The organism is Undibacterium sp. 5I2 (assembly GCF_035019605.1).
Taxonomy (GTDB): Bacteria; Pseudomonadota; Gammaproteobacteria; order Burkholderiales; family Burkholderiaceae_D; genus Undibacterium.
Genome location: NZ_JASJVS010000010.1, coordinates 23,262 through 47,533 on the forward strand (window position 1 = coordinate 23,262; position 24,272 = coordinate 47,533).

The following is a 24,272-nucleotide window of genomic DNA, read 5'->3' on the forward strand; positions in this document are numbered from 1 at the left end:
GGAGCTTATGCTGAGACTTTCTTGGCGCATGACGATGCGCGACTGGCGTGCCGGTGAATTGCGATTTTTATTACTGGCCTTGATGATTGCCGTCGCTGCTTTGTCGTCGGTCGGGTTTTTCACCGACCGTTTGCGCAGCGGTTTGCAGCGTGATGCGCATCAATTGTTGGGGGCCGATTTATTACTCAGCGCCGACCAAAATCTGCCAGCGGCTTGGCGCACGGAGGCGCAGCAGCGTGGCTTGCAAACCGCCGATACGGTGGTGTTTGCCAGTATGGCTATCGCCGGTGAGGGCGATGCCGCGCGCACCCATCTGGTTTCACTCAAGGCGGTCAGTCCTGGTTATCCTTTGCGCGGCACCTTGCTGTTGCAAGCGCCTGGCGGTGCGAGTAATCCGCAAGTGTCTGGTAACGGCGGTCCGGCCGCTGGCACGGTCTGGCTCGATGCTTCCTTGCAACAGGCCTTGGGTTTGCAACTCGGTGAGCAACTGCGCTTGGGTGAGCAGCGGCTGCGATTTGTTGCGGTCATTGGCAATGAGCCCGATCGCGGCGCTGGATTCATGAATTTTGCGCCGCGCGCGATGATTGCGCTGAGTGACTTGGCCGGCACGAATTTGGTGCAGAATGGCTCGCGCGTGACCTACCGCTTATTGATGGCCGGCATGCCGACGGCGATTGCCGAATACCAAAAACAATTGCAGCAAAATATTGCTATTTCGCAACAGAAGGGTATCAGTGTGGAATCTTTGGCCAATGGCCGGCCCGAGATGCAAGCCACGCTGGATCGGGCCGAACAGTTTCTGGCCTTGGTCAGCCTGCTCTCGGCGATGTTGGCGGCGGTTGCCATCGCCATGGCGGCGCGCCGCTTCATGCTGCGCCATCTTGATGCCTGTGCCATGCTGCGTTGCCTTGGTTTGACGCAAAACCAAGTCACGCTGATGTATCTGAGTGAGTTTTTCTTGCTGGGAGTCATAGGTAGCGTGGCCGGTGTCTTGCTCGGTTATGCAGGGCACTATGTTTTGCTGGAATTATTGCAACAACTGGTGGCCAAAGATTTGCCGGCGGCGAGTTGCTTGCCGGCTGTTTTGGCGGCCGCTACCGGTTTGCTGCTATTGCTAGGTTTTGCTTTGCCACCAATTTTGCAATTGCGGAATGTGCCGCATAATCGCGTCATGCGCCGTGAAGCTGTGCCGCCGCAAGCATTGAGTGTGCTCACCTACGGTCTGGGCTTGGCGATGTTTGTCGGCTTATTGCTGTGGCAAAGCGCCGATCTCAAACTCGGTTTAATCATCGCCGGTTGTTTCCTCGCGTCATTGGCACTGTTCGCCTTGTTGGCGCTGGCGGCGTTGCGCTTGCTCAAGAGTGCGCGCAATCTGTGGCAAGCGGCCAGTTGGCGCTTTGCCGTCACGTCTCTGCAACGCCGACCCGGCGCGACGGTATTGCAAATCGTTGCGCTGGCGCTGGGCTTGATGGCCTTGCTGTTGCTGACGGTAGTGCGGGCGGATTTGATTTCGGCTTGGAAGCAAGCGACTCCTGCTGATGCTCCAAATCAATTTGTAATCAATATCCAACCCGAGCAAACCGAACAAATTGCCGCTCGCTTGGCCCGCTTCGGCGCACCGCAAATGTATCCGATGATACGTGGTCGCCTGATTGCGCTCAATGCCCAGCCATTGACGGCGGCGCAGTATCCGGAAGAGCAAGCCAAGCGCATGCTCGAACGCGAGTTCAATCTTTCGACCATGGTCGATTTGCCGCCGATGAATCAGATCACGGCCGGTCGCTGGTATGACGATGCCCATGCCGCGACGGCGGAAGCTTCAGTCGAAGAAGGCATTGCCAAAACTTTGCATCTCAAGTTAGGCGATGTGTTGCGCTTTGATGTTGCCGGCCAGCAGATCAGCGCCACCATCACCAGTTTGCGCAAGCTTGATTGGAGTTCAATGCGCGTCAACTTTTTTGTCGTCATCAATCCGCGCGCACTCAGTGATTTTCCGCAAACTTGGATCACGGCCTTTCATTTGCCACCGGGGCAAACTGACTTCGTCAACCGACTCACGCTCGATTTTCCGAATCTGACCGTGGTCGATGTCGGTGCCATGCTACGCCAATTGCAGGATGTCTTAGATCAAGTGATCACGGCGGTGGAATTCTTGTTCTTGTTCACTTTGGTATCGGGTGGCTTGGTCCTGTATGCGGCGCTGGCTGGTACGCAAGATTTGCGGCAGCGTGAAACGGCTTTGTTACGTGCCCTCGGTGCCAGTCGTCGGCAATTATCGCAAGCGCAATGGCTGGAGTTTTTACTCGTCGGCAGTTTGGCTGGCTTTTTGGCGGCGGCCGGTGCCAGCGCCACGGGTTGGGGTTTGGCACACTTCAGTTTCCATTTTCCATGGGTATTTTCACCTGTGGTTTGGCTAGTTGGCATCGTTGCCGGGGCCGCATGTGCTTGGTTGGGTGGCTGGCTGAGTTTACGTCAGGTATTGAATCAAGCACCCTTGCTCAGTTTGCGTCAAGTCTGAGCGATATTACCGTTTTTTTGAGGAAACCATGTCAGAACAATTAATCCGTTTATATGTTGATGCTGAGTACAGCAGCCCGTATGCCATGTCTGCCTTTGTGGCTCTGCACGAAAAAGCCCTGCCATTTGAATTATGCACGCTCGATTTTTCTGCGCGCCAGCAGCATGCGCCGTCCTATGCAGCCAAGTCCTTGACACGCCGTGTCCCTACGCTTGAACATGGTGATTTTTCTTTGTCGGAATCGTCGGCCATTTGCGAATACTTGGAGGAGGTTTTCCCGGCTGTCGCCTTGTATCCGCAACAGTTGCAGCAACGCGCACGCGCACGCCAAGTGCAAGCTTGGTTGCGCAGCGATTTAATGGCACTGCGCAACGAACGCAATACCATGGCTGTATTTTACGGCAAGAAATTTCCGCCCTTGTCGACTGCCGCCGTTGCTGCTGTAGAGCAATTGGTCTACGTTGCCGATGCCTTGCTGGGCGAGGGCGCTGAGCATTTGTTCGGTCAATGGAGTATTGCCGATACCGAGATGGCCCTGATGCTCAATCGCCTGCACTTGCATGGCGATGCTTTAGCGCCGCGCTTGGTACGTTATGCCGAGGCGCAATGGCAGCGCCCCTCGGTGCAGCGTTGGTTGCAATATATCGCGGCGCGCAGCTTGTGATGTCATTAGCCCCCAGCACTGATTCGGCAGCGCTCGACAGTGAGCCGGAAAATTTGTATGCACGCATCGGCGGCGCGGAAACATTGCGCGCGCTGGTAGATCGCTTTTATGATTTGATGGAGTTGGAAAGCGAATTCGCATCCTTGCGTGCCATGCATCCGACCCCGCTCGATGGCTCCCGCGATAAGTTGTTTGCATTTTTATCGGGTTGGATGGGCGGCCCCGATTTGTACATCAGTCAGTTCGGTCATCCGCGCCTGCGTGCGCGTCATTTACCCTATACCATCGCCAGCGCCGAGCGCGACCAATGGCTACGTTGTATGGCGTGGGCGATGCAAGATGTCGCGTTGGCCGAGGATTTGCAATTGCACCTGATGAATTCGTTTTATCAGACTGCCGATTGGATGCGCAATACTCCCGGATGAATGGAATTATTCGATGAATACAGTTGAAATCATCATACTGGTCGTTTTGCTCTTGCTGTTATTGCTGCAGCTCGCTTTATGGCGACGCCCATCACAGTCTGGCAGCGCGGCGGCGGAATTGATGGCATTGCAAAATTTTTTACAAAACGCACATCAGCAGCAAATGCACAACGAAGAGCGCAGTGAACGTTCGCTGCGTGAGCAGATACAAAACACGGCACAGGCGACACGCCAAGAGTTGGCTGCGAATTTCGGTCGTTTACAGCAGGGCTTGGCGACACAATTGAGTACCGTCGCGACCATGCAGAAGGCGCAAATCGATGGCTTTTCCGTACAGATGGCGGCGCTCACGGAAGGCATGGCGCAGCAACTCGAACACATGCGCCAAGCTCTGATACAACAGGGGCTCAGTGCACGCGAAGAGCAGGCCGGCAGTTTGAAAGGCTTCGCCGACACGCTCACACAAACCCTCAATACCCTGACCGAATCGAATGCCGCACGCATGCTGGAAATTCGCAGTACGCTGGAACAAAAAATCAGCCAATTGCAGTTGGAGAATGGTGCCAAGCTCGAAGAGATGCGCCGCACGGTCGATGAAAAATTACATGCCACGCTGGAACAGCGGCTGGGAGAATCGTTCAAACAAGTCTCGGATCGGTTGGAGAAAGTTCATCAAGGTCTGGGTGAGATGCAGCAGTTAGCCATCGGTGTAGGAGATCTGAAACGGGTGCTGACCAATGTCAAAACGCGCGGCACTTGGGGTGAAGTGCAGCTCGAGATGGTACTCGAACAAATGCTCACGTCCGAACAATATGGCAAGAATGTCGAGACCATACCGGGCAGTGGCGAGCGCGTCGAATTCGCGATCAAATTGCCGGGTAAAGAAGAAGGTAAGCAGCCGGTGTGGCTGCCGGTTGATGCGAAATTCCCTAAAGAACAGTACGAACGTTTGCTCGATGCGGCCGAGCGCGCCGATGCCGATGGCGTAGCGGCGTATGGCAAAGAACTGGAACGGGCGATTCGCAGTGAAGCCAAGACGATCGCCGAAAAATATCTGTCGCCACCCTTGACCACCGATTTCGCTATCTTGTTTTTACCGACTGAGGGTTTGTATGCCGAAGTCATGCGCCGTCCCGGTTTGGCCGATGAATTGCAACGTACTTGCCGCGTCTCGATCGCCGGACCATCGACCTTGTCGGCACTGTTAAACAGTTTGCAAATGGGTTTTCGCACCTTGGTATTGGAAAAACGCTCGTCGGAAGTGTGGCAGGTGCTGGGCGCGGTGAAAACTGAGTTCGGTAAATTCGGTGAAATTTTAGCCAATACCAAAACGGCACTCGAGCGTGCCGCGCGCAATATCGATCAGGCTGAAGTGCGCACCCGGCAAATGACGCGTAAATTAAAACAGGTGGAAGCCTTGCCATCGGAACAGGCGCGCCAGATACTCGGCGTAGTGGATGCGACGGCCGAGTCAGACAGCACCAATTAATTGGCTGTGTGACTCAGGCGTGCAGGTCTGTTACAGCGTTTGTACGGCGCCGGTGATGACTACTTGGGTCACTGGTGCGGTTGGCAAGCTGCCTTGTACTGAGGTTGGTACAGCACCGATCGCATCCATCACCGGCAAACCGCTGACTATCGTGCCGAAGACGGTATAGCCATAGGTGGCGGCGGCTGTGGAGGTGGCCGCGACCGAGTCATAAATGGCGCTGTTATCAATGCGGTTGAAATAGAATTGTGAAGTCGCCGAATTGACATCGGTGCCGCGCGCCATACCGATGGTGCCACGGACATTGCTCAGACCGCCTTCAAATACGATAGACGATAAGGCTGGCAATAACTGCAGACTGGTGTTGTAACCGCCGCCCTGAATCACGGTACTGTCGACTCGGTGGAAAATTGAATTGGCATAGGTGCCGGCCTCAACATAATTGAGGAAGTTGTCGACCGTGACCGGTGCTTTGCCCGGATTGAGTTCGACTACCATTTTACCCATATTGGTGGTCAAGGTCACTTGCGGACGGTTGGCCAGGGTCGATGTCAGGGTGGCGAAGTAAACCTGGGCGCCGGCGCTATTGGTCACGGTGGCATTGAAGGTGCCGACGGCGATGATTTTACACAGGAAGCTGCGCTTGGTGGCGGTGCCGCCAGTGACTTCACCGATGCTTAAGCAGCCGGGGTTGGTGACGGTGAGGCCCTGGGTAAGATTTTGACCGATGATGGTCATGGTGGTGTTTTTGCGATAAGCGACTTGATCGAAGCTGACGCTGCTGACGGTCGCCACGACGCTGCTGCTGCTTTTCGAACCGCCGCAGCCGCTCAGCAATGCCAGAGATGCACACGCACCCAAGAAGTAGGTTGAAGCTTTCAAACGGTTCTCCATAATTAACAGGTAATGATGCCGCCCGCAGTGCGATGCGCGCTTCGTTTTGAAGCACCGGCATCCAATTTACGAGATCGCATAGTCAAGAAAAATGAATTGTACTGTGCTTGCTGCACTTTTTCAGTTTTTCTTACGCAATTTATTGTCACATTGAGTGACAAGTGTTTGGTGTCATTGGTTTTTTGCAGCCGATTAGGCCTGAATTTGAGTCGGTATCATTACCCTAATTGGTGGCCACGTCATTCCTGCGCGCTTTTGGCAGGAACCCAGCGACGTTCGTGGCTAACTGAAAATGCCAGATATCATCGTGTTTTCAGTGCTGAAAACGACGCTGGGTTCCCGCTAAAAGCATGCGGGAATGACGAGGCTGTGGCGCGCGGGAAAGACGCGGTATGCGGTGTTTCAGATGTAAAAAAATGTCCGTCCGACTTTTGCGACAGCCTCTGAAGCGAAAGGATTGTCTACTGGATCCATGCTTTATACTCATGCTGGAGGCGCGCAGCCCTCCCTGGTCAACCCGGAGAAAAACGCAGGCAGTAGCACAGCGGCTGGCAGGTCTACATCAAGCCTTCGAACAAGATGACGCGTACCGTATCACCGGCGGCAACCTGATCTTGTTCGTGATCGAGCACGATCATGCAATTGGCTTCGGCCATTGAGCGTAGAATGCCGGAACCCTGCGCGCCGGTGACGCAGACTTCGAGTGCACCGCTGGCATTGTTGCTGACGATGCCGCGTTGGTATTCAGTGCGTCCGGGCCGTTTCTTGATCGGCTGAGGGCTGATCGCTGCCACCAGCGGCAATGGAGCAAGGTGCGCCCCGGCCATATGCAGCAAAGCTTGGCGTACAAAAAACAGAAATGTCACCATCACCGCTACCGGGTTTCCAGGTAAGCCGAACAAATAGGCACTCTGACCCTGCGAGTGGATTTTACCGAAAGCCATAGGCCGACCCGGGCGCATGCCTATGGTCCAGAATGCCACGTCGCCAAGTTCGGCCATGATTTGCTTGGTGTAATCGGCGGCACCAACCGAGACACCGCCTGAGGTGATGATGGCATCGGCGTTTTCGGCCGCACAAGCGAGCGCGGCGCGTAAGGCGGCCGGATCATCGGCTACCACACCCATGTCGATCAGTTCACAGCCTAAGCGCGTCAGCATGCCATGCAGGGTGTAGCGATTGCTGTCGTACACGCAGCCTTCGTCCAGAGTTTGCCCGAGTGAGCGCAATTCATCCCCGGTAGAAAAGAAGGCGACGCGCAAACGTCGCTGCACCGGCACTTCGGCGATGCCTAGCGAAGCGAGTAAGCCGAGATCGGCCGGGCGCAAGATTTTCCCTTTTTTCAGGGCGGTTTTGCCGATTGCCAGATCCTCTCCGGCCAGTCGGCGGTTGTCACCGCTGCGTACCACTGCGGCGCGCACACTGATCGCTTCGGCATCGGCAGCGTGGGTGAATTCTTGTGGGATCACGGTGTCGCAGCCAGCCGGCATCACCGCCCCAGTCATGATGCGCACGCACTCGTCTGGCTCGACCGAACCGTGGTAAGCGCGCCCGGCAAACGCGCTGCCGACGATGCGAAAGCGCCGCTCGCCTTGCTCTGGCAATTGTGCGCCCACCACGGCGTAACCATCCATGGCGGAGTTGTCGTGTGCCGGCACATTGATGGCCGACTGGATATCCTTGGCTAACACCCGACCCAGTGCGCTGCGCAGGGCTAACTGTTCCACTGCCGCGATCGGCGTGATGAAACCTTCAATGATGTCCTGCGCCTGGGCGACTGGCACAGCCTGAGGATCATAATCTGCCAGGCAACTGAGTACGTCGTTGAGTTTGGCGTGGGGCAGGAGAGGGAGCTTCATTCGAATTGTCGCAGTTCTTGCAAAGTGTTGAAATTACGAAAGGCGGTATGATCGTCGAACAAGACTTCGGCTACGCGTAAGGGGGCAAACCAAGCATCGACCTTGCGACCGCCAGTGCGCAAGAACTCACTCAAATCGTTAAGTAAGGCAGTTTTTACCAGAGCGAATACCGGATGCATTTGGCGGCGCGTGACGCCGTCTTCGCTTTCCAGCGTAACGGCGACGGCGAGGTCGGCATCGTCTGCCAGCAGGCCGGCGCTTAAGCGGCTCGCCAGATCATGTGGCAGTAAGGGGGAGTCGCATGGCACGGTGAGCAAATAAGGGCTATTGCAATGCAGTAAGCCTGTTTGCAAACCGGCCAAGGGACCGGCAAAGCCGGTCAAGTGGTCGGGCCACACTTGGGTGCCGAAGCTTTCATAGGCCGCCAAATTTTGGTTGGCATTGATGATTACCTCGCCAACCTGAGGGTTGAGGCGCAGCAAGGCATGCAAAGCCATCGGCGCATTACGGAAGGTTTGTAAACCCTTGTCGATCTGCCCCATGCGCGTGCCGCGCCCGCCCGCGAGTATCAATCCGGTTATTTGTTGTGCATCAATCGTGTTCATGGCGGTGCGTTTGAGTAAGTGGAGTAGGGGGCAGGTCAGCCGCCGATGTAAGACATTTCTATCTGCGTGCGCTGGGCTGCCGGGTCTTGCTGGCTGCGTAATTCTGAATAGCGATCGCTGCGCTGTTGCCAGATACCAGCGATGACATTGGCGATGAGCAAGTCGCTATGTTGTTCCGGTCCGCGTAACAATGCGCGCAAATCATGACCGGCGCTGGCGAACAAGCAAGTGTACAGCTTACCCTCGGTGGATAGCCGGGCGCGACTGCAATCGCCGCAAAAAGCATGGCTGACGCTGGAAATAAAGCCGATTTCAGCGTGTCCGTTGCTGTGCTGCCAACGCTCGGCGGTTTCGCCGCGATAATTGGCCGGCAGCGCCACGAGCGGCATGCCGGCGGCGACGATGCGCTCGACCAAGTGCTGTGAGCTGATGACTTCTTGTTTTTGCCAAGCGTTGGAGGTGCCGACATCCATATATTCGATCAGGCGCAAGATATGCGGACTATCGCGGAAATGGCGCACCATCGGCACCACTTCAGCATCGTTGACCCCGGCCTTGACGACCATATTGATCTTGATCGGCCCCAGACCAGCCGCCGCCGCAGCGTCGATACCGGCCAGTACATCGGCGACGGCAAAATCGACATCATTCATGCGACGGAAAATTGTTTCATCGAGGGAGTCGAGCGACACGCTCACGCGGGTCAGACCGGCTTCTTTGAGCGCGCGGGCTTTCTTGGCCAACAAAGAGCCATTGGTCGTGAGCGTCAAATCGGGTGCCACACCGTCGACGGTGCGCAATTGCGCGAGCATGGCGACGAGTTTTTCTATATTTTTGCGTAACAGCGGTTCGCCGCCGGTCAAGCGCAGCTTGCGCACGCCATGGCTGAGAAAAATTGCCGCGACGCGGGTAATCTCTTCGAAACTGAGCAGGGCTTGCTGCGGCAAATAGGCATAGTCTTGATCGAAAATATGCTTGGGCATGCAATACACGCAACGGAAATTGCAGCGATCGGTGACTGAAATACGCAAATCATGCAGCGGCCGTGCGCGGGTATCGCGCAACTGACCGTCAGGCCGACGCAGTTGTTCTGGCAGAGCGATGTGCGGCGTGCGCTGGCGCGCATCGATGAGGGGGATGACTATTTCCTTCATGGCAGTGCGATTACTCTTCAAACGTTGCAATTCGCAACGATACCACGAGAATGACAGCGCAGTCAGAACCCTGCTTCAAAGCGGCCACTGACAATAGGCGGCCAGTGCGCCGAACACCGCAAATGCCGACAACAAGCTGATGCTGCCTACTTGAAAACGGAACAAGGCCACGCCGGCCACAGCCATCAATGCTATGGCGCGATAGTCGAGTGCGCCGGCCGCGTTTTGGCTGATATGGCTGACAAAAAACAGCGCCAAACTGGCGATGACACCGACCACGGCAGCGGCAATCGCTTTGAGTGGCGCGTTGAGTCGCCATTGTGTACGGCTGGCTTCGACCAGCGGGCCGCCGGCGAGGATGAACAGAAACGAAGGCAGAAACGTGAAAGCGGCCGCGACCAGCGCGCCGAGCAGCGGATTACTGTGAAGCTGCGCGGCACCGAGGTAGCCGATGAAGGCGACGACGATGATCAATGGGCCGGGCGTACTTTCACCGAGCGCCAAGCCATCCATCATCTGGCTGGCGGACAACCAGTGAAAGTGTTCTACGGCATTTTGAAATACATATGGCAGCACCGCGTAGGCGCCACCGAAGCAGAGCAGGGCGGTTTTGGTAAAAAACCAAGTCATCTCGCTGAGGGGATTATTCGGACCGAAACAATATTCTAAGGCTGCCCATGCCAGCACACCTAAGGCGACGCCAAGCGATATGATACGCAGCAAGCCGCCGAGCTGGAAACGTGCATGCGCAGGAGTCGGGCTATTGTCATCGATCAAGGCAGTTGCCGCACTTGCGCTCTTTGCTGTGGCATCGGGCGGAGCGATGGACGCGGCGAATGCCGTGCCGAGCACGGCAGCGACCAACAAAATGAGGGGGAATGGCAAGCTCAGCACAGTGATGGCAATAAACGACAGGATCGCGATCGCGCGCAAGTAGACATTGGTGAGGCTGCGTCGGCCGATACGCCAAGCGGCGGCGCAGACGATGGCGGCGACGGCTGGCCGGATGCCGGCCAGTACGCCATTGATCAAATGATGTTGGCCGAATTGTAAATACAGATAAGACAGCGCGATCAGCAGACCCAGGCTGGGCAAAATGAACAAGATGCCGGCCAAGATGCCGCCACGCGTTTTATGCATCAACCAGCCTATGTAAATGGCTAATTGCGTCGCCTCCGGTCCGGGCAGCAACATGCAGTAGTTGAGTGCGTGCAAAAAACGTGCTTCGGAAATCCAGCGCCGTTTTTCTACCAATTCAGCGTGCATCATGGCGATTTGGCCGGCCGGTCCGCCGAAGCTCAGGCAGCCGAGTTTCAACCAATAAGCTAATGCGCTGCGCAGTGAGACGGTGTCGGACGGGAGGGGGGCTGGTAGCATGGCAGGCGGATTTAGGTAAATTCACAGGCAAAAAAAAACCGGCACGCCTGATTCAGGTGTACCGGCTTTTTCAAGGTATTGCTTAGTGGCGAGTCTCAATCATGACCAAGGGCTCATCAGCCACCACGGCTACCGGCTTACGTACACGCGGTACGCGAACCGGCGGCGCGGTGAGGCTGGCGCTTTGCTGGGCGGCGCGCAGTTTCTCCGGGTCAGTACTGGCGAGTTGCAAGCCAACTGCGTTGAGTACGCTGCTCAGATCGGCTGCCGGCGCGGTCGTTGTAGCAACCGGTGCAACAGCAACCGGTACAACGACGACGGTTTCGATGACGACAGGTGCCGTGACGACAGTTTCAGCAATTACCGGTTCAGCAACGGCGGCTGGCGCAGAGACTGGCTCAATAGCAACAACTTCAGCGACGACAACAGGCTCAGCTACCAGCGTTTCCACTGTCGCAGCTGCCTGAGTCTCAAGCACTGCTGCTGCGACTGGAGTAGCTACAACAGCTGCAGCGACAGCGATGGTAGCCGGTGCGGCTACTGCTGTGGCAGTAACTTCAAGCGGAGCAGCAATCGTTTCTTCTACCACTACGCTGGTCGGTGCGACGACTGGCCTTGGTTCGGCTATCGTTTCGACAACCTCTGCCACCACGGCAACCTCTGCCACCACGGCAACCTCTGCCATCACGGCAACTGCTGCGACTGCCGGTACCACTGCGTTTGCTGCCAATGCAGCAGCGCTGTGAGCGTTGGCAGCTTCGACTGCGGCGGCAACACGGGCAGCCACGGTATCGCCATCACCGGAGACGATTTCTTCTGCGACATCGCTGTCGTTGATCAATTCGCCTTGTTCGTTGAGCTCACCTGGCTCACGTTCGCGACGATTACGATTGCGACCGCCACGACGACGACGACGACGGCGTTCTTCGCTTTGCTCGGCGTTTTCATTGTCGCTGCTGAGTTCAGGTTGATTCAATGCCGAACTGGCTGGCATTACTTCGACCGGTATTGGATCGTCGTGTTTTTGAATCAAATCATCAGTTTTAACTTCAGTCAGCATCGCTTCTTTGCGTTCTTCACGGCTACGTTGTTGACGTTCGCGACGACCTTCCTGCGGCTCTTTGGCTTCACGTGGCTCACGTGGCTCACGTGGTTCACGCACTTCCCGCGGTTCACGTGGTTCGCGCTCTTCGCGTGGTGGCTTGACGGCTTTAGCCGGACGGGCCGCTTCTGTCACTGGCGCTGCTTTCGCAGCCTCCGTCGTTTTGCTGCCGGCTGGACGCTCTTCACGCTCATCACGGTTGCGACGGCTGCGGTTGCGCGGGTTGTTGCGGGCATTGCGGCTGTTGCGCTCGCGTTCAGCGGTTTTTTCTTCAGCCGTCAGCACCGGTTCCGGGCTGGCGGTAGTTTTGCTGGCACCGAACAGGAAGCCGAACAATTTACCGAAGAAACCAGGTGCCGCTGCCACAGGGGCGACGATAGCCGGTGCCGCTTCTTTGCGTTCCACGATAGGTGCTTGCTCAGGCGTGATGCTCTTGACCATCGCTTCTTGGCGTGGCTTGACATCATCCTTCTGACGTTTGCTGTAACCGATGTCGGTATCGGCTTGCTCGGCCATGGCGTAGCTGGCGTGATGCTCTTCGAGGCGCGGATCGTCATGTTTCAAGCGGTCGAGCTTGTAATGCGGCGTTTCGAGGTGCGTGTTCGGGATCAGAATGACGGTCACGCGATGGCGGGTTTCGATTTTCAGAATTTCGCCGCGCTTTTCGTTGAGCAGGAAGGCGGCCACATCGACCGGTACCTGAACATGAATCGCCGCCGAGTTTTCTTTCATCGCTTCTTCCTGGATGATACGCAGGACTTGCAGAGCCGATGATTCAGTATCGCGGATGTGACCAGTGCCATTACAGCGTGGGCAGGTAACATGACTGCCTTCGGACAGCGATGGACGCAGGCGCTGACGCGACAATTCCATGAGGCCGAAACGCGAGATCTTCCCCATCTGGACGCGCGCGCGGTCATAGCGCAAGGCATCTTTGAGACGGGTTTCGACTTCGCGTTGGTTCTTGGCGTTTTCCATGTCGATGAAATCGATCACGATCAAGCCGCCGAGGTCGCGCAGACGTAATTGACGAGCAACTTCTTCTGCGGCTTCCAAGTTGGTATTGAACGCGGTGGTTTCGATATCGCCACCGCGAGTAGAACGGGCCGAATTGACGTCGACCGAGACCAAGGCTTCGGTATGGTCGATCACGATGGCGCCGCCCGATGGCAACGGTACCGTACGCGAGTAAGCGGTTTCGATCTGATGTTCGATCTGGAAGCGCGAAAACAGTGGCACGTCATCGCTGTAACGTTTAACGCGATGCACCATATCAGGCATGACATGGCTCATGAATTGCTGAGCTTGTTCGTAAATTTCATCGGTATCGATGAGAATTTCGCCGATATCAGGCTGGAAGTAATCGCGAATCGCGCGGATCACTAAGGAAGATTCCTGATAGATCAGGAATGCCCCTGCGGATGACTTGCCAGCACCTTCGATCGCGCGCCAGAGTTGCATCAGATAGTTTAAATCCCATTGCAATTCGTCAACATTACGGCCTATGCCGGCAGTACGGGCGATGACCGACATGCCGCCTGGCAGGTCGAGTTTATCCATGGTTTCACGCAATTCTTGACGGTCTTCGCCCTCGACACGGCGCGATACACCACCGCCACGCGGATTGTTCGGCATCAACACGAGGTAGCGACCGGCCAAAGAAATGAAGGAAGTCAGTGCCGCGCCTTTATTGCCGCGTTCTTCCTTCTCAACCTGAACCATGATTTCCTGACCTTCACGCAAAGCCTCTTTGATCGAGGTATTGCGCACGTCGATGCCTTCCTTGAAATAGGTGCGGGCAACTTCCTTGAAGGGCAAAAAGCCATGACGTTCTTCGCCGTAATTGACGAAACAAGCTTCGAGCGATGGTTCGATGCGGGTGATGACACCCTTGTAAATGTTGGACTTACGTAATTCGCGACCGGCGGTCTCGATATCAATGTCGATGAGTTTCTGCCCATTGACGATAGCAACGCGCAATTCTTCTTGCTGCGTTGCATTGAACAACATACGTTTCATGTTTTACTCCGTGACCTGGTGGTCATCTTTTGCCGCCTGCTGCATCGCTTCATCGAAGCAGCAAGCAACTGTACTGGTGCCGGGATGTATGCCAGGAACAGAGAGTCGGGAGGGGATGGGGATGCCTGTGGCGCGGCACAATGGCATGGCAACCGTCACCTGCGGCACGCATGCCGAGGGTGAACCAGTCGTGTCATTCTGCGTCGCGCCGGGCGCGTTTGGTTTTGCTGGCGAACTCGAGTGCACATGTCCCCCGCATTGTCTGACTCGGCGCGCTTAAAACAGCGGCTGAGGACAAGGCCAGGCGATGAGCAACTTTGGTGTCAGACCATCTTCTTGTGTTGTATCTGACGGAATCGCTTTCGTTCGCAAAACCGAGGCAAGCATGCTGTGATAACGATAACAGCGTGACAACAGCACTACTTGCCTCTCTATCCTTACTGTCCGAACTTTCTGATCCAAGCTCGTCTGCTATATCGCCCGATAACAACAATTGGCTGCTACCTTGGCGTGCAAATGAGCTTGCATACACATCTTTTCCATCATATTTGCAAACTGGCGAGGCTGATGGACTTGCCCCTGTGTAAAATAGGCGTTTATTCCACTTACACTGCTTTGGCGTAATTGCTGAAGCGAAAATGATTATATATTCAAAATGAAGGACTTAGCGACAATTAATCGGGGGCAGCATCAAAAACAGATGCAAAACACGCTCCCTGAGGCGGCTACGGCCGATTTACCGAAGGTACAACTGCTGACAATCTCGGAAGAAGAGGCGGGTCAGCGCATTGACAATTACTTGTTGCGCATATGTAAAGGTGTTCCGAAGAGCCATGTCTACCGAGTTTTGCGCTCGGGAGAGGTGCGCGTCAATAAAGGTCGCATTGATCAATTATATCGCTTGGTGGAAGGGGATGTGGTGCGCTTGCCGCCAATTCGCATCGCTGCTGCCCCAGCCTTACAGAATGTCCCCAAGCTGGAATTCCCGATTATCTTTGAAGATGCCCAACTGCTGATCATCGATAAACCGGCCGGTGTGGCCGTGCACGGTGGTTCCGGCGTCAGTTACGGTGTCATAGAGCAATTGCGTGCAGCACGGCCAGAGGCCAAGTTTCTTGAACTGGTGCACCGGCTCGATAGGGAAACCTCAGGCTTATTGCTAATCGCCAAGAAACGCACGGCCTTAACTAATTTGCATGAACAAATGCGCGACGGCTTGACCGACAAGCGTTACCTCACCTTGGTGGCCGGCGACTGGAAAAACGCCCGACAACATGTCAAATTGCCCTTGCATAAATATACCACCGCCGAAGGCGAACGACGCGTGCGCGTGCAAGCCGATGGCATGGCCTCGCACACAGTATTTTCGCTCAAGAGAAAATTTGACGAATTTGCGCTGTTGGAAGCGGAACTCAAAACCGGTCGTACCCATCAGATCCGGGTGCATCTGTCAGCGAGCGGGTTTGCGATTGCCGGCGATGATAAGTACGGCGATTTTCCGCTCAACAAAGCTTTGCAAAAAGCCACAGCCACGCGCGGGGCCCTCAAGCGCATGTTCTTGCATGCGCATCAGATCAGCTTCACGCATCCGGAAACCGGCCAAGCCGTCACCTACAATGCACGTTTGCCGGCTGATTGTGAGCGCTTCCTGCTGAGCCTGGTCGGAAAAACTTAATCGTTTATTAATGGTATGATATTTCGATTCAACGAAAACCAAGCCGCCTGTTCATCGTGAACGGGCGTCGCACTTTTATATATGCCAAAAAAGCAATTTGACTTCATCGTCTTCGATTGGGACGGCACCTTGATGGACAGCACTGCGACCATCGTCAAGTGCATTCAAGCCGCCGCCCGCGACCTCGGTTTGCCGGTGCCGGGCGACAGCGCAGCCGCGTATGTGATCGGTTTGTCGCTGCTGCCGGCCATGCAAGCAGCATTGCCCGACATCGACCCGAAATATTACCCGCGTATGGTCGAGCGCTATCGTTATCATTATTTAGCCAAAGACCACGAGTTACCGCTGTTTCCCGGGGTGCGCGAAATGCTGGCCGATTTAACGCAGCAAGGGTATTTCCTCGCCGTGGCAACCGGCAAGAGTCGGGTCGGATTGAGCCGCGCTTTGCATACGGCGAATCTGATGTCGGTGTTCGATGCCACGCGTTGCTCTGACGAAACCTTTTCCAAGCCGCATCCGGCCATGTTGCAAGAATTGAGCCGTGAACTCGGTCAGGAACTGCAACGCACGCTGATGATCGGTGACACCACCCACGATTTGCAGATGGCCAGCAATGCCGGGGCCGCTGCGGTCGCGGTCGAGTATGGCGCGCATGATGCAGTGATGCTGGCGACTTGCCCCTCATTGTATTCGGCCAAAACGGTTGCCGAATTGCATGACTGGCTGACTACCCATGCGTAACTGGAGTTGACATGATTTCCATCGATATCTGTGCTGCTGACGACGTACAAGAAGGCGGCAAGGGCATACGCTTTCCGCTCACGGCCGGCAGCGATGACGCCACCGGTTTTGTGGTGCGCTACGGTGGCCAAGTACATGCTTACCTTAATCGCTGCGCCCATGTGCCGATCGAATTGGATTGGAATCCTGGTGAATTTTTCGAAGGCAGCGGCTTGTACATCATGTGTTCCACCCACGGTGCTATCTACGAACCGGCCAGCGGCCATTGTTCCGGCGGCCCTTGCCGCGGCAGTCGCTTGCGCAAAATTGCCGTCACTGAAACAGACAGCCGCATCGTCTGGCATCCCGATGATTATCTTCAAGCTGTTATTGCTTAACTTCGAAAGAATGTATGGAACCAATTAATGCGTCCGCCACGGCGACCGACTCCGCGCAGCCGTGGGAGCGCCAGGTGCTGGAAAAGCTCGCCTTGGCTACCGTGCGCGAGCAGAGACTCAAGCGCCGCTGGGGTATTTTTTTCAAATTGCTCAGTCTGTTGATTGTGCTGTTCTTTGTGTATCGCTATACCGATCTGATCGACAGCAGCAGTGAACATCCAGGTCACCATACGGCCTTGGTGGAAATCGATGGCGAAATCGATGGTGCCGGCAGTGGCAGTGCGCATGAAGTCATTCCGGCACTCAATCGTGCCTTTGCTGAGCCGGGTGCGATGGCGGTGATCTTGCGCATCAACAGTCCGGGCGGCAGTCCGGTGCAGGCCGGTATGATCAACGATGAAATAGGGCGTTTGCGTCAAAGTTACCCAAAGAAAAAACTGTATGTCGTGGTCGATGAAATCTGCGCCTCGGGTGGCTACTATATTGCCGCTGCGGCGGATGAGATTTATGTCAACAAAGCCAGTATCGTCGGCTCCATCGGGGTCTTGATGGATGGTTTCGGCTTCAATGGCTTGATGAGCAAGCTCGGGGTCGAACGGCGCCTGATGACGGCCGGTGAAAACAAGGGCTTGATGGATCCCTACTCGCCGGTCAGCGACAAACAAAAAGCCTATTCGCAAGCGATGCTCAATGAAATCCATCAGCAGTTCATCGCAGTGGTACGCAAAGGCCGCGGCACGCGCTTGAAAGAAACTTCGGACACGTTTTCCGGCTTGTTTTGGGTCGGCAGCAAGGCCGTCGAAATGGGTTTGGCCGATGGTTACGGCACCATCGATTCAGTGGCGCGCGATGTGGTCAAGGCTGAAGATGTCATCGACTACACGCAGAAAGAAGCCTTGCCGGAACGTGTATTGAGAAAATTCGGTGCCTCGGTTGGTAGTGCTGCTATCTCTGCCTTGGTGAAGGCAAACCGACCCAGCATACATTGATTTTTAGAAATAGTATGCTTGATTTTTTTTATCTTTGAGCCGTGCTGGATAGTTTTAATTGTCTTCCTCGGTTCTGGCAACTGGCATATATTAGGGGCGTAACTGGTTCAAACAAGGAGGCTGATATTGATTCATTTCTTATTCCTTATCTGTGGTAATGACCCGAAGTCCGGTGTTGTTTAGTTGTGCCGGTTATGTACGAACTTGATGGCAGACAATTTGTGTAAGACCTTTGTTCACGCTGCGGCGTGAAACTCAGGGATCTCAGGTCCCTCTTGTGATAGTAAGCGAAGCAACGAAGAGACGTCAGTGCAATGCTGACGTCTTTTTGCTTTGTGCTTTTTGCCATGCACTTCTCGCGCCTTTGTTACAGATCAAGGAAGCACGACAGAATTGCGGTAACATCCTTTCTATTTACACATGCTTTTTTCGAGGTTCTTGCCGATGGCAATTAATTTTTCTCAGTGGTTTGCACCAGCTTCATGGCTGCCGTCACTGAGCCTGCCGAAGATTGCCTGCTACCATTGCGGCGAGCGCATGCGACTGAGTAAGGCTTTGTATTGCAGCTTTGATGGCGGCGAGCGGGCCGTCTGTTGTCATGGCTGTATGGCTATTTTGCACGTGATACAAGAAAACCACATGATTTCCGACTACCTGCGCACCAAGTCGGCTGCGCAGCAACAATAAGAGTCAGCATGCCCGCCCCAGAGTCCACGCTTCCCCCCGTTTTATTGCAAGAAAAACTGCGTCTGTCCGGCATCCGTTGTGCCGCCTGTGTTGCCTTGATCGAATTTCGTGTGCGTCAACTGTGCGGTGTTGCCAGCTTTCGCATCAATGCCGTCAGTGGCCGCGGTGAACTCAGTTGGGATGGCGACAAAACCACGCTCAAACACATCATCGCGGCCATCATCGCGCTTGGCTACGGTGCTTTGCCGGCCAATCAGAGTGATGACGAAGCGACGCGCGCGGAAAATAAAATGGCGCTGTGGCGATTATTCGTCGCCGGCTTCGCCATGATGCAAATCATGATGTATGCCTTTCCCGCTTATTTGGTGCCGCTGCCGCAGATCGATGGCGACCTCACGCCGGATCTCGATAAATTATTAAAAATCGCCAGCATGCTCATTACCGTGCCGGTCATTGGGTTCTCTGCCATGCCGTTTTTCAAGGCAGCTTGGCGCGATCTGCGCAATCGCCATGTCGGCATGGATGTACCGGTGTCACTCGGGATACTGCTGACGTTTTTCGCCAGTGTCTGGGCCACCTTTGAAGGCGGGGCCGTATATTACGATTCGGCCATCATGTTTGTGTTTCTCTTGCTCGGTGCGCGCCTGATTGAAAGCAAGGTGCAAAGAAAAACCAGTACCGCATTGCGCGTGCTGACCGAGTTCGCGCCGTTGACGGCACGACGTTTGTTGCATTATCCGGGCCGGCAAACCGAAACGGTCGATGCCGCAGCCTTGGCCGTCGAGGATATCCTGCTCGTTGCGGCCGGCGAGCAGATACCGGCCGATGGCGTGGTCTTGGAAGGACATAGCGAATGCGATGAAGCGCTGATGACGGGCGAATCGCAAGCGGTGCTGAAAACTGCGGGTGAAAACGTCATCGCCGGTGCCATCAATGTCAGCGGCGCATTGGTGATGCGCGCCCTGCGGGTCGGGCGCGACACTGAATTATCTTCCCTCATTGCGATGATGGAAGCCGCCGCTACGGAAAAACCGCCGATTGTCTTGTTGGCAGATAAACACGCCAGCCGCTTCCTGAGTTTGATACTGATCGTCGCCGTATTGGCCGCCTTGGTGTGGAGCACGATCGATCCGAGTCGCGCGCTGTGGATTGCCATCAGCGTTATCGTTGTTACTTGCCCTTGCGCTTTGTCGCTGGCAACGCCAGGAGTGATGTCGGCCGCCATCGGCTTGATGGCCAACAATGGCGTACTGGTCAAGCATGGTAGAGCGATACAAAGTATGGCGCAGGCCACGCATTTTGTTTTTGATAAAACCGGTACCTTGACCCAAGGTAAGCTGCGCCTGGTGCACACCGAGCCGCAGCGCGCCGTCACCGAGCAAGCTGCTGTGCTCGCTTTTGTCTTGGCCTCCGCCTCGGCGCACCCAGTGGCGCGTGCGATCGCCGATGGTTTGGCCGGGCACAGTCAAGCGGCCGCTGCCGTGGTGGTGGAGGCTTTGCTGGAAACAGCGGGCGGTGGCGTGGAAGCGCGTTGCAACGGTCGCGTGTATCGGCTCGGCAGCATCAGTTTTGCCATGCAATTGCATGGCGCGCCACTGAGCTTGCCACCAGCCATGCAGGCGCAAACCGTTTCGGTGTTGGCCGATGAAGCCGGCGCACTGTTATTGTTTGGCTTGGAAGATAGTTTGCGTGATGATGCCGCGCAAACGATACGACAACTGCAAAACCGCGGTAAACAAATTTGCCTCTTGTCCGGTGACCGTGATGATGTGGTGCAAAGAGTTGCCGCACTCTGCGGTATCAGCGATGCCCGCGGTGGCTTGAGTCCGGGTGATAAATTCGCTGTGGTGCAGGATTTGCAGGCACATGGCGCCATCGTCGCCATGGTCGGCGATGGCATGAATGATGGGCCGGTGTTATCCTTGGCCCATGTCGGCATTGCCATGGGGCAGGGCGCACCGATTTCTCAGACCCGCAGCGACTTGTTGCTGATGTCGAATCGCCTCACTGACCTCGACTATGCCTTTGTGGTCGCCACCAAGGCCTTGCGTTTGATTCGTGAAAACTTGATCTGGGCCATGCTCTACAATGCCGTCGCCATTCCCGCCGCCGTGCTCGGTTGGCTGGCACCTTGGCATGCGGCGTTGGGTATGTCGCTCAGTTCCCTGATCGTAGTCTTGAATGCGCTGCGTTTATATTTGCTGCCGCAACCGCAGCATGTGCTGCTCGACAACTTGGTGGAATCATGAATATCCTCTACTTACTCATACCCTTAAGCTTAGTCATGGTATTCGCCATCGGAGCCCTGTTTTGGTGGGCCATCAATCATCGTCAGTTCGATGAGCTTGATCAGGAAGGGCAGCGTATTCTTGATGATGTGGATGGGTGATGTGCGGGAAAATAAGAATCGCTTTTGACGTCCTCCCCCACCTGGGTAAGCGCGGATTTAATCCAAGCGCTTTGCCCGCACTTCCCAATCCATAATTTGACGCGCTTGCTCAGCAAACACAGCTTCAGTGATGCCATGTTGGGTCAGCGTCGGTGCCTGGTTGAATTGCAGGAAATTACGTGCAATCGACTTACGGTAAGCTGGATCGTAATGATCTTCGAGCAAACTGAGCACGACCTCGGCCAACTGGCCTTGAGACACGCGTACTTTCCATTGCTCTATCCGCTCTTTGCCATGCAAGTGGGCGAGGAAGTCGAGTTGGCGGCAGAATTGCGCCGGGTCGGCGACATAATGCGCATAGTCGGCCAGCAGCAAGGCCACCCGATCGACATTATTGAGTGCCAGTGATACGCACGGTGCGCTGCGCATGCCATCCATGATGGCGGCCGGGACGCGCAAATTACCGACTTTTTTACTTTCGGCTTCGACGTAAATCGGCCGTTGCCTATCGATTGTTCGCAGTAATTGCCAAATCTGGCTTTCAAACATCTTTTGCGAAGGTTGCGCTTGGTCTGGCAATTCACCGAGCACCGAGCCACGGTGTGCTGCCAGTTGCTCAAGGTCGAGTACTTGTTCGCCTAATGCCTGCAAGCTTTGCAGCATACGACTCTTACCGCTGCCGGTGGGGCCGCACAATACACGCCAGGGCAAATTTTCGGCCAATTGCGGCAGACTCAGATTCAGGTGCTGACGGTAGGCTTTATAGCCACCCTCGAGTTGTGCCGCTTGCCAGCCGACCTTGGCCAAGATGTGTGCCATGGAAGCACTGCGGTTCCCACCACGCCAGCAATAAACCAGTGGCCGCCATTCGCGCGGTTTATCGGCAAATTGCTCTTCGAGGTGGCGACCGATATTATGCGCCACCACGGCCGCACCGGCCCGCTTGGCTTCAAAAGACCCGACTTGCTTATACAGCGTGCCGATGCGTATGCGCTCTTCATCGTCAAGTACCGGGCAATTGATTGCGCCAGGCAAGTGGTCTTCGGCAAATTCCGCCGGGCTGCGGACATCAATGATGCTGGAAAATTGTGCTAATTTATCCGTGATGTCAGTGAACTGAAGGATTTCCGGATATTTCATTGGCTGGCTTGTTTCGTTTTCTTCAAGAGGGGGAGCAAGGGCTTCCACACATTGGCCAGCATCACAGGGTGCGCGGTGGCGAGTGGATGAATGCGATCGGCTTGAAATAATTCGCTGCGCTCAGCGATACCTTCGAGTAAAAACGGTACCAAACTGATTTTTTGTTCCTGCGCTAATTTGCCGTATATCGAAAAGAAACGCTCGGTATAGTCTTTGCCATAATTCGGTGGAATTTGCATGCCAACCAGCAGTACCGCAGCCTGGCTTTGTTTTATACTGGTAATCATGGTGCGGAAATTATCTTCCGAGGCGTTCAGTGCCAGACCGCGCAAGGCATCGTTGCCGCCGAGTTCAATGATCACGATATCGGGATTGAGCCGCTTGAGTAATGCCGGCAAACGGCTTCTGCCGCCGCTGGTGGTTTCGCCGCTGATGCTGGCATTGACTACGGTAACGGCCAGATTTTCTTCGATGATCTTTTTTTCCAGCAAACTGACCCAACCTTGTCCTCGAGCCAGACCGTATTCAGCCGATAAACTGTCACCGAGCACGAGCACCGTTTTTGCTGCAGAATAGGCAAAATTCATGCTCAGACTGAGGGCGATGAACATCAGACCGCGTGAAACCAGCAGCTTACATTGATGAGTGGGTATAAAAAACAGCATGACAAGTCCTATGAAAACGCACACAAACAGCATAGAAGTCTATGCCTTGAACAAAAAAGTCGAAGATAGCGGTGGGCAACTGACTATTCTCGATGGTATCGATTTTACCGTGCCAACGGGACAAGCGCTTGCAATAGTTGGTGCCTCCGGCAGCGGCAAGTCTACCTTGCTCGGCATCTTGGCCGGATTAGACTTGCCCAGCAGCGGTCGCGTCAACTTGGCAGGCGTCGATTTGTTTTCTCTGAGTGAAGATGAGCGTGCGCTGTTTCGCAAAGAACAGCTAGGCTTCGTGTTTCAATCGTTTCAATTGCTGATGCATTTGACAGCGCTGGAAAATGTCATGTTGCCATTGGAATTACGCGGTGACCGCGCGGCCCAGCAAAAAGCCACGGCCATGCTCGAGCGGGTAGGCTTAGGGCAGCGTTTGCGCCATTATCCGAAATATCTATCAGGTGGCGAGCAGCAACGGGTTGCTCTGGCGCGCGCCTTTGTCACTGAGCCGGCATTCTTGTTTGCCGATGAGCCGACCGGTAGTCTTGATGCCGTAACCGGTGAAGCCGTGATCGCTTTGATGTTCGAGCTCAATCGTGAACATCGCTCGACCTTGGTGTTGGTGACGCATGATTTGAGCATCGCCGCGCGCTGTGAGCGCACCTTGACGATGAAGTCGGGTCAATTGCTGGCCGAGTAGTGTGGGTCGCGTGTCCGCTTAAGCGCTGGTCACACTGCCATCGAGTTGGTGGCGGCTGATTGTGCCAGCCTCATCGATGGCAATCCAACCGCCGCGCGCCGGTGTGGTGTCGCAGTCCCAATCTGGTAACACATAGCGGCGCCGGCCATCTTGTTCATGCCGCGCCGGCCGGTGCGTGTGCCCATGTATCATGGTGTCGCAGGCGCAGGCCTCAAACACGGCGGCAATCGCAGCTGGATTGACATCCATGATCGCCATTTCCTTTTGTGCTTGCTCGTTCTTGCTATTGCTGCGCATAGCTGCAACGAGTTGCTTGCGTGTGGCTAAGTCTTGCGCCAGAAATTGCTCTTGCCAAGCGCTGCTGCGGACCATGCTGCGAAAGCGCATGTAATCGAGGTCGTCGGTGCAGGCGGCGTCGCCGTGGCAGAGGATGATGCGCTGTGCGCCGGCTACGATCACGCTCGGTTCCGGCAGCAACTGCATAGAAGTCGCTAGTGCAAAGACGCGGCCGATTAAGAAGTCACGATTTCCGCCTATCCAAAACAGTTCCGTGCCGTGTGCGGCCAACTGCTGCAAGGCGCAAACTATGGTTTGATGGTAGGGGTCGTCAAGATCATCGTCGCCGACCCAATACTCGAACAAATCACCGAGCAGATACAGGCGTTTCGCACCAGCGCCATGCTGCGCCAGAAAACGCAAAAAGGCCGCCGTGGTAAGCGGCAGCGCCGGGCTTAAATGGATATCTGACACAAACAGTGCCGCCAGCGGCGCTGCCTGTGTCGACTGGGTCGCGTGCATGGGCAGCAGGTTCG

Annotated in this window: 21 protein-coding genes; 12 read left to right on the forward strand and 9 right to left on the reverse strand. The window is 55.4% G+C overall.

Annotation, left to right across the window (positions count from 1 at the left end; translation table 11 throughout):
* Positions 1–7: 7 nt before the first annotated feature.
* The 4 genes from QN359_RS05645 to QN359_RS05660 all read left to right on the forward strand — a co-directional run bounded on the left by QN359_RS05645 (position 8) and on the right by QN359_RS05660 (position 5,096).
* On the forward strand, positions 8–2,518 hold the full coding sequence (locus tag QN359_RS05645; protein ID WP_322248776.1) for an ABC transporter permease: 2,511 nt from the start codon (positions 8–10) through the stop codon (positions 2,516–2,518).
* 28 nt (positions 2,519–2,546) lie between these two features.
* Positions 2,547–3,182 carry a glutathione transferase gene (yfcF, locus tag QN359_RS05650; RefSeq protein WP_322248775.1) on the forward strand — a complete coding sequence of 212 codons (636 nt, stop codon included), beginning with the start codon at positions 2,547–2,549 and terminating at the stop codon, positions 3,180–3,182.
* The gene (locus QN359_RS05655) at positions 3,182–3,607 is read left to right on the forward strand and encodes a group II truncated hemoglobin (protein WP_322248774.1); all 426 of its coding nucleotides are present in this window, start codon (positions 3,182–3,184) and stop codon (positions 3,605–3,607) included. The genes yfcF and QN359_RS05655 overlap by 1 nt, the downstream gene beginning before the upstream one ends.
* Before the next feature lie 121 nt (positions 3,608–3,728).
* On the forward strand, positions 3,729–5,096 hold the full coding sequence (locus tag QN359_RS05660) for a DNA recombination protein RmuC (protein WP_416200238.1): 1,368 nt from the start codon (positions 3,729–3,731) through the stop codon (positions 5,094–5,096).
* Positions 5,097–5,126: 30 nt separating this feature from the next.
* Here QN359_RS05660 and QN359_RS05665 read toward each other — a convergent pair whose 3' ends face one another.
* The 6 genes from QN359_RS05665 to QN359_RS05690 all read right to left on the reverse strand — a co-directional run bounded on the left by QN359_RS05665 (position 5,127) and on the right by QN359_RS05690 (position 14,106).
* Positions 5,127–5,978, reverse strand: a complete 852-nt coding sequence (locus QN359_RS05665; RefSeq protein WP_322248772.1) for a peptidylprolyl isomerase — start codon at positions 5,976–5,978, stop codon at positions 5,127–5,129.
* Between the two features lie 569 nt (positions 5,979–6,547).
* Complete coding sequence (gene glp / locus QN359_RS05670; protein ID WP_322248771.1) at positions 6,548–7,849, reverse strand: gephyrin-like molybdotransferase Glp; 1,302 nt, start codon at positions 7,847–7,849, stop codon at positions 6,548–6,550.
* Positions 7,846–8,454: a molybdenum cofactor guanylyltransferase MobA gene (gene mobA / locus QN359_RS05675; protein WP_322248770.1), complete on the reverse strand. Its 609-nt coding sequence runs from the start codon at positions 8,452–8,454 to the stop codon at positions 7,846–7,848. The genes glp and mobA overlap by 4 nt, the downstream gene beginning before the upstream one ends.
* Positions 8,455–8,489: 35 nt before the next feature.
* A complete protein-coding gene (gene moaA / locus QN359_RS05680) occupies positions 8,490–9,608 on the reverse strand; it encodes a GTP 3',8-cyclase MoaA (RefSeq protein WP_322248769.1) in 1,119 nt (372 codons plus the stop codon).
* 75 nt (positions 9,609–9,683) lie between these two features.
* The gene (gene chrA, locus QN359_RS05685) at positions 9,684–10,985 is read right to left on the reverse strand and encodes a chromate efflux transporter (protein ID WP_322248768.1); all 1,302 of its coding nucleotides are present in this window, start codon (positions 10,983–10,985) and stop codon (positions 9,684–9,686) included.
* An 82-nt stretch (positions 10,986–11,067) separates the two neighbouring features.
* A complete protein-coding gene (locus tag QN359_RS05690) occupies positions 11,068–14,106 on the reverse strand; it encodes an Rne/Rng family ribonuclease (protein ID WP_322248767.1) in 3,039 nt (1,012 codons plus the stop codon).
* A gap of 700 nt (positions 14,107–14,806) precedes the next feature.
* On the opposite strand from QN359_RS05690, the gene QN359_RS05695 reads away from it, so the two are divergent.
* The 7 genes from QN359_RS05695 (at position 14,807) to ccoS (ending at position 20,964) form a co-directional block, all read left to right on the forward strand.
* Entirely contained in the window at positions 14,807–15,781 is a 975-nt protein-coding gene (locus QN359_RS05695; protein WP_322248766.1) for an RluA family pseudouridine synthase, read from the forward strand.
* Positions 15,782–15,862: 81 nt separating this feature from the next.
* On the forward strand, positions 15,863–16,522 hold the full coding sequence (locus QN359_RS05700) for an HAD-IIIA family hydrolase (RefSeq protein ID WP_322248765.1): 660 nt from the start codon (positions 15,863–15,865) through the stop codon (positions 16,520–16,522).
* A gap of 11 nt (positions 16,523–16,533) precedes the next feature.
* Entirely contained in the window at positions 16,534–16,899 is a 366-nt protein-coding gene (locus QN359_RS05705; RefSeq protein WP_322248764.1) for a Rieske (2Fe-2S) protein, read from the forward strand.
* Positions 16,900–16,913: 14 nt separating this feature from the next.
* On the forward strand, positions 16,914–17,888 hold the full coding sequence (locus QN359_RS05710) for a S49 family peptidase (protein WP_322248763.1): 975 nt from the start codon (positions 16,914–16,916) through the stop codon (positions 17,886–17,888).
* Positions 17,889–18,332: 444 nt separating this feature from the next.
* Positions 18,333–18,575, forward strand: coding sequence for a heavy metal translocating P-type ATPase metal-binding domain-containing protein (locus QN359_RS05715; protein WP_323493205.1), 243 nt, complete (start codon positions 18,333–18,335; stop codon positions 18,573–18,575).
* Positions 18,576–18,583: 8 nt separating this feature from the next.
* Positions 18,584–20,824, forward strand: a complete 2,241-nt coding sequence (locus QN359_RS05720; protein WP_322248761.1) for a cation-translocating P-type ATPase — start codon at positions 18,584–18,586, stop codon at positions 20,822–20,824.
* Complete coding sequence (gene ccoS, locus QN359_RS05725) at positions 20,821–20,964, forward strand: cbb3-type cytochrome oxidase assembly protein CcoS (RefSeq protein ID WP_322248760.1); 144 nt, start codon at positions 20,821–20,823, stop codon at positions 20,962–20,964. The genes QN359_RS05720 and ccoS overlap by 4 nt, the downstream gene beginning before the upstream one ends.
* A 57-nt stretch (positions 20,965–21,021) precedes the next feature.
* Here ccoS and mnmH read toward each other — a convergent pair whose 3' ends face one another.
* Positions 21,022–22,104, reverse strand: a complete 1,083-nt coding sequence (gene mnmH / locus QN359_RS05730) for a tRNA 2-selenouridine(34) synthase MnmH (RefSeq protein ID WP_322248759.1) — start codon at positions 22,102–22,104, stop codon at positions 21,022–21,024.
* On the reverse strand, positions 22,101–22,769 hold the full coding sequence (locus QN359_RS05735; protein ID WP_416200193.1) for an arylesterase: 669 nt from the start codon (positions 22,767–22,769) through the stop codon (positions 22,101–22,103). Before QN359_RS05735 ends, mnmH begins: the two co-directional genes overlap by 4 nt.
* Positions 22,770–22,779: 10 nt before the next feature.
* Between QN359_RS05735 and QN359_RS05740 the strand changes: the two genes are divergently transcribed.
* Entirely contained in the window at positions 22,780–23,460 is a 681-nt protein-coding gene (locus QN359_RS05740) for an ABC transporter ATP-binding protein (RefSeq protein ID WP_322248758.1), read from the forward strand.
* Between the two features lie 18 nt (positions 23,461–23,478).
* Here the strand turns inward: QN359_RS05740 and QN359_RS05745 are convergent, their stop codons facing one another.
* Complete coding sequence (locus QN359_RS05745) at positions 23,479–24,258, reverse strand: UDP-2,3-diacylglucosamine diphosphatase (RefSeq protein ID WP_322248757.1); 780 nt, start codon at positions 24,256–24,258, stop codon at positions 23,479–23,481.
* Between the last annotated feature and the right edge of the window lie 14 nt (positions 24,259–24,272).

Bases quoted from the DNA above. Each gene is read 5' to 3' on its own strand.
- QN359_RS05645 (WP_322248776.1), top strand. From the start codon at position 8: ATGCTGAGACTTTCTTGGCGCATGACGATGCGCGACTGGCGTGCCGGT.
- yfcF (WP_322248775.1), top strand. From the start codon at position 2,547: ATGTCAGAACAATTAATCCGTTTATATGTTGATGCTGAGTACAGCAGC.
- QN359_RS05655 (WP_322248774.1), top strand. From the start codon at position 3,182: ATGTCATTAGCCCCCAGCACTGATTCGGCAGCGCTCGACAGTGAGCCG.
- QN359_RS05660 (WP_416200238.1), top strand. From the start codon at position 3,729: ATGGCATTGCAAAATTTTTTACAAAACGCACATCAGCAGCAAATGCAC.
- glp (WP_322248771.1), bottom strand. From the start codon at position 7,849: ATGAAGCTCCCTCTCCTGCCCCACGCCAAACTCAACGACGTACTCAGT.
- mobA (WP_322248770.1), bottom strand. From the start codon at position 8,454: ATGAACACGATTGATGCACAACAAATAACCGGATTGATACTCGCGGGC.
- moaA (WP_322248769.1), bottom strand. From the start codon at position 9,608: ATGAAGGAAATAGTCATCCCCCTCATCGATGCGCGCCAGCGCACGCCG.
- chrA (WP_322248768.1), bottom strand. From the start codon at position 10,985: ATGCTACCAGCCCCCCTCCCGTCCGACACCGTCTCACTGCGCAGCGCA.
- QN359_RS05690 (WP_322248767.1), bottom strand. From the start codon at position 14,106: ATGAAACGTATGTTGTTCAATGCAACGCAGCAAGAAGAATTGCGCGTT.
- QN359_RS05695 (WP_322248766.1), top strand. From the start codon at position 14,807: ATGCAAAACACGCTCCCTGAGGCGGCTACGGCCGATTTACCGAAGGTA.
- QN359_RS05700 (WP_322248765.1), top strand. From the start codon at position 15,863: ATGCCAAAAAAGCAATTTGACTTCATCGTCTTCGATTGGGACGGCACC.
- QN359_RS05705 (WP_322248764.1), top strand. From the start codon at position 16,534: ATGATTTCCATCGATATCTGTGCTGCTGACGACGTACAAGAAGGCGGC.
- QN359_RS05710 (WP_322248763.1), top strand. From the start codon at position 16,914: ATGGAACCAATTAATGCGTCCGCCACGGCGACCGACTCCGCGCAGCCG.
- QN359_RS05715 (WP_323493205.1), top strand. From the start codon at position 18,333: ATGGCAATTAATTTTTCTCAGTGGTTTGCACCAGCTTCATGGCTGCCG.
- QN359_RS05720 (WP_322248761.1), top strand. From the start codon at position 18,584: ATGCCCGCCCCAGAGTCCACGCTTCCCCCCGTTTTATTGCAAGAAAAA.
- ccoS (WP_322248760.1), top strand. From the start codon at position 20,821: ATGAATATCCTCTACTTACTCATACCCTTAAGCTTAGTCATGGTATTC.
- mnmH (WP_322248759.1), bottom strand. From the start codon at position 22,104: ATGAAATATCCGGAAATCCTTCAGTTCACTGACATCACGGATAAATTA.
- QN359_RS05735 (WP_416200193.1), bottom strand. From the start codon at position 22,769: ATGCTGTTTTTTATACCCACTCATCAATGTAAGCTGCTGGTTTCACGC.
- QN359_RS05740 (WP_322248758.1), top strand. From the start codon at position 22,780: ATGAAAACGCACACAAACAGCATAGAAGTCTATGCCTTGAACAAAAAA.
- QN359_RS05745 (WP_322248757.1), bottom strand. From the start codon at position 24,258: ATGCACGCGACCCAGTCGACACAGGCAGCGCCGCTGGCGGCACTGTTT.